This window comes from Microcoleus sp. N3A4, from assembly GCF_036701805.1.
Lineage (GTDB): Bacteria > Cyanobacteriota > Cyanobacteriia > Cyanobacteriales > Microcoleaceae > Microcoleus.
This window is the reverse complement of sequence record NZ_JAUBRJ010000030.1, coordinates 76435-85800: the sequence shown is the minus strand read 5'-3', so window position 1 is coordinate 85800 and position 9366 is coordinate 76435. Positions and strand designations below refer to the sequence as shown.

Annotated in this window: 5 protein-coding genes; 2 read left to right on the top strand and 3 right to left on the bottom strand. The window is 50.6% G+C overall.

Annotated elements, in window-relative coordinates; genetic code table 11:
• Positions 1-353 precede the first annotated feature (353 nt).
• The gene (locus QUA56_RS18505; RefSeq protein WP_333360183.1) at positions 354-5783 is read left to right on the top strand and encodes a DUF4347 domain-containing protein; all 5430 of its coding nucleotides are present in this window, start codon (positions 354-356) and stop codon (positions 5781-5783) included.
• Between the two features lie 151 nt (positions 5784-5934).
• On the opposite strand, the gene QUA56_RS18500 is transcribed toward QUA56_RS18505, so the two are convergent.
• Positions 5935-6315 carry a c-type cytochrome gene (locus QUA56_RS18500; RefSeq protein ID WP_333360180.1) on the bottom strand — a complete coding sequence of 127 codons (381 nt, stop codon included), beginning with the start codon at positions 6313-6315 and terminating at the stop codon, positions 5935-5937.
• A 180-nt stretch (positions 6316-6495) separates the two neighbouring features.
• On the opposite strand from QUA56_RS18500, the gene petG reads away from it, so the two are divergent.
• Positions 6496-6615 carry a cytochrome b6-f complex subunit V gene (petG, locus tag QUA56_RS18495; RefSeq protein ID WP_006632329.1) on the top strand — a complete coding sequence of 40 codons (120 nt, stop codon included), beginning with the start codon at positions 6496-6498 and terminating at the stop codon, positions 6613-6615.
• Between the two features lie 280 nt (positions 6616-6895).
• Here the strand turns inward: petG and QUA56_RS18490 are convergent, their stop codons facing one another.
• The gene (locus tag QUA56_RS18490; protein WP_333360178.1) at positions 6896-7978 is read right to left on the bottom strand and encodes a glycosyltransferase family 1 protein; all 1083 of its coding nucleotides are present in this window, start codon (positions 7976-7978) and stop codon (positions 6896-6898) included.
• 97 nt (positions 7979-8075) lie between these two features.
• Positions 8076-9146, bottom strand: coding sequence for a glycosyltransferase family 1 protein (locus tag QUA56_RS18485; RefSeq protein ID WP_333360176.1), 1071 nt, complete (start codon positions 9144-9146; stop codon positions 8076-8078).
• Positions 9147-9366 lie beyond the last annotated feature (220 nt).

Sequence of the window (9366 nt, the reverse complement as noted above, 5' to 3'; positions counted from 1 at the left end):
ACCCAGTAATCACTTCAGGGTTGAATTTTTAAAATTTATAACCATCAATTCTATTTAAAGACCTGCGGAATGTGGGTAACAACTACCAAATAACATCAGCTTACAGCCAATGACCGTGACTGATGACTCTTGACTAACAAATATCGATCGCCATCAATTAACTATTTCCTTGACAACTTTTATAAAATCTGATATATTATCCATCTCGGACATATCAAAAAACAGCGCGCAAGTCTTCTCCAACATTTTTGTAACAGCCGGAACAATATCCCCTTTAAAACTTCTAAGCAATCAAACTAACTAAGTTATGCTAGCGGAGCATATAAAAACGTTTTTGTCAATATTCAATTTAGGTGCCAGTTAGGGGCGATCGACTCTCATCCGCATCCCAAAAAGATCGATCGCTGCTGCGGTTGGTTTGTGCTATGAATTTGATGTGCGTGTACCAGGAGAATTTGATCGTGGAATTTTATAAAGAACCGAAACACCAGATAGTTTTTGCAGATTCACAAGTTAAAGATTGCGAAAGTTTAACAGAAACGGCCAATCCCGATACAGAAATTGTTATTCTGAAAGCCGATCGCGACGGCATCGAGCAAATCGCCGAAACACTTAAACAGCGGAAAAACATTGCAGCCGTCCACATTTTATCTCACGGCGCAGCAGCCAGCTTGCAAATCGGCGCAACAGAACTTAATCTCAGCAACATTGAAAGCTACCGCGATTATTTAGAAAAATGGTTTGCTTTGCCAACAGCCGAGGCAAACTCGAACTCTCCAATTACAGCTAAACCCGAAATTCTGCTTTACGGGTGCAACGTCGCCGCCACAGAAGCAGGTGTCGCCTTCGTCCAAAGGCTGAGCCAGCTCACGGGGGCAAATATTGCCGCTTCAGACAACTTGACCGGTAGTGCGGCACTCGGTGGAGACTGGGTGCTGGAAGTGACTGCGGGCAACATAGAAACACCTTTAGCATTTTCTGCCGAGGCGAGAGAGGCTTATAGCGGAGTATTAGGAACCTTTACGGCTACTGACTTTACCAGTCTCAACAACGCCATCCTTTTTGCTAATGTCCTGACCGATGTTGATGATATCAACATCACTGGTCCTATCACCTTCAGTCCCGGACAAGTTCTGCCTGTAATTACTAACCCTGTTAACTTTGTTGGCAGCACTACAACTGGGATTACCATCAACGGCGGTGGTAATAGCCGACTATTTTTCGTGGACACCACTGCCACAGTCACCTTATCTAACCTCACACTTCAAAATGGAGTGGCAACTGGCCAAGCGGGCACCGGCGGTGGTGGTGGCGCTGCTGGCTTAGGTGGCGCACTTTTTGTCAACAAGGGTACTGTCAAAATTGACAGCGTTACCTTTGCTAGCAATAAAGCAACAGGTGGTGCAGGTGCAGCCGGAAACGGTGGCGCTGGTGGCAACAGCGACTTAAGCACTGGTAGCGTAGGCGGTACCCCTGGTGCGGCCGGGGCTGGTGGTCTTGGTGGTACTCCTAATGGCACCGGTGGTGATGGTGGCACCGCTGGTGGTGGTAGCTCAGGCTTCCCTGGTGGCGCTGGTGGCATTGGTGGCATTGGTGGTACTGGTGGAGCCACCAACGGCGCTGGAGGCAATGGTAGTGTTGGTGGTACTGGCGGTACTGGAATCTTCGGTGGTGGCGGTGGTGCTGGCGGTATAGGTGGTGCTGGCGGCCCTGGTGTTGGTACTGGTAACGGTGGTAATGGCGCGATCGGTGGTGCTGGTGGTGCTGGTGGTATCGGTGGCGGTGGCGGCCCCGGTGGCCTTGGTGGTGCTGCTGGTACTGGTACTGTTGCTGGTGCTGCGGGTACTGTTGGTGTTGGTGGTGCTGGTGGCTTTGGTGGCGGCGGCGGTGCTGGAAGCACTGGTGGTGCTAGTGGCGGTGGCGGTGCTGGTGCCGGCGGTACTACTGGCGGTGGCGGTGGATCGGGTCTAGGTGGTGCTATTTTCCTCAATACAGGCAGCATCTTAACTGTGAGCAACAGCACCTTTAGCGCGAATACAGCGACAGGTGGTGCCGCTGGAGGAAACGGTACTGCCGGTCAGGGCTTAGGTGGCGCGATTTTTGTCAACACAGGTGCTACAGCTAACCTAGCTAATACGACCATTACCCTCAACACTGCCAACACCAATAACGGCGGTGTTTCCTACGCTGGGACTGTCAATGCCAACAACACAATCATCTCTGGCAATACTGGCGGTGCTAATCCTGACATTACAGCTAACGTCGTATCAAGTGGTGCCACCAACTTAATTGGCGGTGCGGCCTTACTTGGCCCCCTGCAAAATAATGGCGGTGTTGTTTCAACCCACGCCTTACTTCTTGGCAGCCCCGCGATCAATACTGGCAACGCAGCCACCGCCCTCAACGCAATAACTGGTGCGGCTCTTACTGCAGACCAACGCGGCACTCAGTTCGGTCAGCCCTATGCACGCACTGTCAACGGCGCTGCTGACATTGGCGCTTACGAATACGGCCCCACTGTCACGGGTCAGAAATTTAACGACAGCGACGGCAATGGCACTAAAGACGGGACTGATGCCACCGCCACAACTCCAGCGCAAAACTTTGTTATCTATGTAGACAACAACAACAACAACGCGCCGGACGCCACTGAAAAGCAGGCTACCGTTGCGATCGGCGGTACCTACACCCTTCCCGACACCAAGACTAACAGCCCGATTAAGGAAGTGGCAGTAACAGGTTGGCAGCAAACTCTTCCCGCTACAGGCGCAACTCCCTACAGCACAGGTGTTGCTGACGCTGCTACGGGCCGAGACTTCGGCAACTTCAAACTGACATCGATCGCGGGCAAAACCTACACCGATATTGCGGGGAACGCCGTCTTAGATCCCACCGACACTACACTAAACGGCATCACCGTTAACTTATACAAAGACACCAATGCCAACGGCACGCTGGAAGTCGGCACAGATACTGTTGTCGGCACGGCGCAAACCACTGCGGGAGCCGGAGATTACACATTCTCGGATATCGGCCCCGGCAAATATTTGATACAAGCCACGGCCCCAGCCAATTCCAGCATCTCTTTTCCCGCTGCCGCAATTCCCGTTACCGCCCAAAGCGGTACTGCCGTTACCGGTCAAAACTTCGGCATTTTCCAAAACATCACCGTCAGCGGCACCAAATTCACCGACCTCACAGGCAACGGGTTCACTGCTGACGACACGCCCCTCAACGGTACTACCGTTCGCTTGTTGAAGGATACTAACAATAACAGCACTTTAGATAGCGGCGACACCGAAGTCGCCAGTCAAGTTACCGGAACAGCGCCTGCGGCTGCTGGCACTTATAGCTTTACCAGCGTCGGCAGCGGTCGTTACTTTGTGAGAGAAGATGTACCGACAGGTTTCTCACAAACCGCCGGCCCGGCTTCTTATACAATTAACGCCGTTAGCGGCACCCCGATTACGGGTCAAAACTTCGGCAACTTCCAGTTCGGCAAAATCGGCGGGATCAAATTTAACGACCTCAACAAAAATGGCACCCAAGATTTGCCAGCAGAAGAACCGCTAGGAGGCTGGACAATCTACCTGGATGCCAACAACAGCGGCAGCCAAGATGCACTACCAGCCGAAACTGGCACCAACGCCGCCGTCACCGATGCCGCCGGTAAGTATCAGTTCACCAACCTGCCAGCCGGCACTTATACAGTGCGGGAAGTGCCACAAACTGGCTGGACGCAAACTGTGCCCCCCGTCAACCCAGCCACGCCAACCCTTTCAGGCGCGTTTACGATCGCCGTCACCAGCGGCACCGACTCCCAAAACAACAACTTCGGCAACTTCAAGCCCAACTCGATTAGTGGTCTGAAGTTCAATGACCTCAACACAAATGGCATCCAAGATGCGCCAGCAGAAACAGGACTACCCAACTGGCAATTCTTCCTCGATACCAACGATAACGGTACTCTCGACACTGGGGAACCGAACACCCTCACCGATGCCGCCGGCAACTACAAATTCCTCGATTTGTCAGCCGGAACCTATAAGGTGCGGGAAGTCTTGCAGCCTACTTGGACGCAAACTACCTCCGACCCGGCGGACATCACTGTCACCAGCGGTCAAGACATCGCTAATATAAACTTCGGCAACTTTCAGTCGAGCACCATCAGCGGTCAAAAATTCAATGACCTCAACAACAACGGCGTTAAGGATGCCGGAGAATTGGGGCTAGGTAACTGGCAAATATTCCTCGACAGTATCACTCCGGATGGATTGTTTCAGCAGGGCGAACCCACTACCATCACCGATGCCACAGGCAACTACACTCTCAAGGACATACCCGCAGGTACTTTCCAGATCAGGGAAGTCCAGCAAAACGGCTGGACGCAGACGACCCCCAACCCCGCCCCCGTTACGGTAGCAGGTGGAGATAACATCACGGGCATTGACTTCGGCAACTTTCTGCCCCAACCGGGTACGATCCGAGGTCTGAAGTTCCGAGACAGCAACAACAACGGCACTCAGGATGCTGGAGAACCGGGTTTACCCAATTTCCAAATTCAGTTAACCAATGTCGTAACTGGAACTGCTCCTGCTCCTGTTACTACTACCACAGACAACAGCGGCAACTACCTGTTCGCGAACCTAACGCCGGGAACCTACCGCGTCCGGGAAGTCAACCAAACTGGGTTTACCCAAAGCACCGCCGACCCCGCCGACATCCTCCTGACTTCGGGCGCTATTGTCAGCGGCATCAACTTCGGGAACTTCCCGACGCCTGCACCGACGCCGACGCCGACACCGACGCCGACGCCGACACCGCCTGGAACGACACCGACGCCTGCACCGACGCCGACACCGACGCCTGCACCGACGCCTGCACCGACGCCTGCACCGACGCCTGCACCGACGCCTGCACCGACGCCGACTCCGAGTCCAACTCCAGAACCGACTCCGAGTCCAACTCCAGAACCGACTCCAACTCCCACCCCACAAACGACAGATTTGGTTTGCCCTGAGAATTTCCCCAGGATTGTCGCTCCCAATCTGCCCTCCATTCCTTCAGCGGGTAATGTGATAAACGGCCCTAACGGCGACGATACGATCGTGGGTAGTGCTGGCAGTGACTCTATCTTCGGATTGGGCGGCAACGATTTGATCTTTGGCCTGCAGGGTGGCGACTATATCAATGGCAATACGGGCAACGATAATGTCTACGGAGGCATCGATAACGATACTCTCTTCGGCGGCAAAGGGTTTGACCTGATTTTTGGCGATCGCGCTAACGATACGATTTATGGCAATCGCGACAACGACTCTCTTTCTGGCGACGAAGGCAATGACGTATTGTACGGCGGCAAAGGCGAGGACGTAATTTTAGGAGGAGGCGGCGACGACTTGCTAATTGGCGATCTAGGCAATGACACTCTCTGCGGCCGCGACGGTAACAATACCTTAATTGGCGGCAGCGGGGATGATGTGCTCTTTGGTGATATCGGCGATAACTTGCTCTTTGGCGGCCTTGGTAGCGATACTCTTGTCGGCGGCGGCAGGAATGGCTTTGTCTTGGAAGCGGGCGGGGGAATTGACACCATTTTCAACTTCACGGAAGGAGTTGATGAGCTCGTGTTGGTGGGAGGCTTGGACTTCAATCAACTGTCATTCATCGAAACTAATGGCTCAACTGCGATCGCGAACGTTAGCACCAAGGAGATTTTGGCTGTAGTGGCGGGCGTGCTGCCCAGCCAGTTATCGGCTCAGAATTTTAGCTTCCTGGTTTAGTCGGCAGATAAAACTAACTCGGCAGTTAAAACCGCTGCATAGGGTCAAACTCTCGTCCCAAGAGAGAGGGACTACCCGAAAGCTGAGCCTCGAAGCATGGGTTTCGAGGCTCAGCCAAATAAGGGGAACGAATTCCGTTCCCCTTCTTCGGTCAAATTTGTTCGAGATACTCCAGCAAATCGGCCATTTCTTGCGGACTCGGCTGAAACTGCGGCATTGGTGGGGTTTGCCCGCTGGTGACTTGCCGGATCAGATCGAATTCGGATTTGCGCTCGGACACTCCGTGCAAGTTGGGCCCGACTTGACTGTCTGAAACGGATATGTGACACCCCGCACAGTTCATTTGAAAGATGGCGGAACCCTGAAACGGGTTGCCCGTGAGGGACAGTACGCTTTTGACGTAAGGATCGGCGACTTGAAACTGACGAATTGCGATCGTCGCCAAGATGGTGGCAAGCAATACCGCTAGCGCAAATATGGCCAGTCGCTCGATCGGGTTTTTAATTTCATTCCTGGCAAGTTGGTTATTCAAAGGAGTTCAATTAAAAATAGTATCTACAAGAAAATTTATTTCTCATAACATAGCTTAATCGTTCGCAGCGGGGAGAGCAAGCTCTGAGACACCCGGAAGGGCGTTTTTTGGAAATTTCATCTGTGTAAGTCCTGGTAATATTAAAAATAGGTTGTTAAATCTTAACGTTAAGGAGCTCTCATGGTAGAACCGCTGCTTTCAGGTATTGTTCTGGGTCTGATCTTTGTTACTCTGGCGGGGCTATTTTTTGCTGCTTATCAGCAGTACAAGCGCGGCGATCAGTTGGGTATTAACAAGTAAAAGGGGCCTACAGTCCCTCACTCAGGCTGTCAGGGGGAGTGGGAATTGGGAATTGGGCATGGGGAATTGGGCATGGGGCATGGGGCATGGGGCATTGGTCATTAAATCGGCCTACTGACTTCTTCCCTCTTCCTTTTTCCCTTTTCCTTCTTCCCTCTTCCCTCTTCCTTCTTCCATCCGTTACATCCGTTACCGAATCCGTTGCCGAACTTCCCTCTTCCTTCTTCCCTCCGTTACATCCGTTACATCTTGTACAGTGCTCGTTGCCGAACTTCCTTCGTTAAAGATATCGATCGAGAATAGCAGCAGTTTCCAGGCCTGTTTTTTCCCAGCTAAATTGTTTTGCTCTGACCAAACCGAGATCCCGCAAGTGCGATCGAACTTTGGCATCGACTGCAAGCTGGTGCATAGCAGAAGCAATTTTCTCGACGCTGTAGGGGTTGACTAACAATGCTGCACCCCCCGCCACTTCTGGCATTGAAGACAGGTTAGAAGTGATAACAGGAGTGCCGCAGGCCATTGCTTCGAGTACGGGGAGGCCGAATCCTTCCCAAAGACTGGGAAAAACTAGGGCGATCGCCCGGTTGATGACTTTGGGCAAGTCAGTCGCGGGGAGGTAATCTAGAAATTTTACTCGATCGACCAATCCCAATTCTTGAACCTGCGCTTTCAGCAGCGGTGTATAGCGTTTGTCTTCCGAACCTGCTATCCACAATTCGTACTCGGAATTAGGAGGCAAAGCAGCAAATGCTGCTACAACTCGCTGCAAGTTTTTATAAGGATTGTGGCGGCCGATATAAAGAAAATAATTGCTGGTTGGCAAGTCTAAAAAACGAAAAAAATTGCTATCGAATCCGGGGAAAATTGGCGTAATTAAATTAGTAGGAATCTTGCAAAAATTAGCGATATCTTTGGCAGTAGATTCAGAGTCGCAAATGACGTGTTGAGCCTGCCGCAGCACTTGGGGAATGTAGTAGCGGTGGTAAGGTGTCAGAGGATCGAAGCGGCGGGGAAATCGCAGCGCTATCAAGTCATGTACTGTAATTATATAGCGGCAACCTGCAAATAGAGGAGCTTCGGGAATTGGGGAAAATAACAGGTTAGATTTTAGCTGTTTGTAAATTTTGGGGAGTTGGGTTTGTGTCCACAGCAATCGGTTGATGTGTCCTTTGGTTCCTTGTTCTGGTGTTAGGTTTGGGGGGATTTGGTAGCAGTTGTTATTGGGTAAATTTTCGGCTGTTAGTAATGTTGGGTTGAGGGCTTTTAGGTGGGGAAATAGGTTTTTGGCGTAGATGGCTAAGCCGGTTGGTTTGGAAATTAGGAAAGAGAGGTTGATGAGCAGGTTGGATTGGGGATTGGGCATGGGATAATATGTAGATTGCGGTTTTTGGTGGAATTTTTTTTATTTAACCGCAGAGGGCGCAGAGGACGCAGAGAGGAGAAAGGAAGAGAGGGAAGATTTAAAGGTATTGTTGTAAGATGTTGGCGGTTGCTGTTCCGGTTTTGTTCCAGCTAAATTGAGACGATCTGGCTAAACTAGCAGTTTTTAAGTTCGATCGCACTTTTGAATCTGTGGCTAGTGTTTGCATGGCTTCGGCTATTTCTCCGACGCTGTAAGGATTGACTAATAATGCGGCATCTCCGGCTACTTCTGGCATTGATGACAGGTTGGATGCGATGACGGGTGTGCCGCAAGCCATTGCTTCTAAAATTGGTAAGCCGAATCCTTCCCAAAGTGTAGGAAAAACTAGGGCGATCGCCTGATTCATCAGTACGGGCAATTGAGAATAGGGAACGTAACCGAGAAACTTTACCAAAGATTGTAAACCCAATTGTTCAACTTGTGCTGTCAACTGCGGCGTGTAGGCATTGGGAGGCCCAGCTAGCCACAATTCGCAATTTGCGCGATCGGGCAAACTCGCAAATGCAGCAATTAATCTTTCTAAGTTTTTGTAAGGATCGTGTCTGCCGGTATAAAGAAAATAATTTTTGGTTGGCAAGTCGAGATATCTAAAATTAATATTATCGCAAGCTAGGGGAATTGCGGTCATCTTTTTAGGCGGAATTTGGAAAAAGTTAGCAACATCTGCCGCCGTTGCTTGAGAATCGCAAATAATGTGTTCTGCTTGTCGCAAAACCTGCGGTATGTAGTAGCGAAAATAAGCTGTTAAGCGAGAAAACCGTTGGGGAAACCGCAAAGGAATCAAATCGTGAACTGTGACGATGTAGCGACATCTGGAATACAAAGGTGCTTCTGGAATTGGAGAAAATATCAGGGTTGATTGCAATTTTTTGTAAATTTTAGGTAACTCAAACTGAGTCCACAGCAGCCTATTAACTTGTCCTTTCGGGCCGCGATTCGGTGTCAGAGTTTCGGGAATTTGATAGCAAGTATAATTTTCAATTTGCTGGGAAACAAGTAATGTTGGTTTTAGCTGTTGCAGTTGCGGGAAAAGATTGGCGGCGTAAGTCCCGATTCCCGTTGGTTCGGGTGTTAAAAAGGATAAATTGATTAACAGTGAATTAGACATGATTTTATGGAACAGAATTTCTCCCAATTGTAGGGGCGGGTTTTACCAACAATAATTGCCTAAAACCCATAATCTCCTAAACCCGCCCCACCCAACTAACCATCAAAATGTACATTATTATTGATACTGTCGGGTGCGTCGCCATCAACAATCCACTTGGGAAGCAAAATCTCGCAGCGACGCACCATACAAGGCGCGGGTTTATACCGTCGGGTGCGTC

Bases quoted from the DNA above. Each gene is read 5' to 3' on its own strand.
- QUA56_RS18485 (WP_333360176.1), bottom strand. From the start codon at position 9,146: ATGTCTAATTCACTGTTAATCAATTTATCCTTTTTAACACCCGAACCA.
- QUA56_RS18490 (WP_333360178.1), bottom strand. From the start codon at position 7,978: ATGCCCAATCCCCAATCCAACCTGCTCATCAACCTCTCTTTCCTAATT.
- petG (WP_006632329.1), top strand. From the start codon at position 6,496: ATGGTAGAACCGCTGCTTTCAGGTATTGTTCTGGGTCTGATCTTTGTT.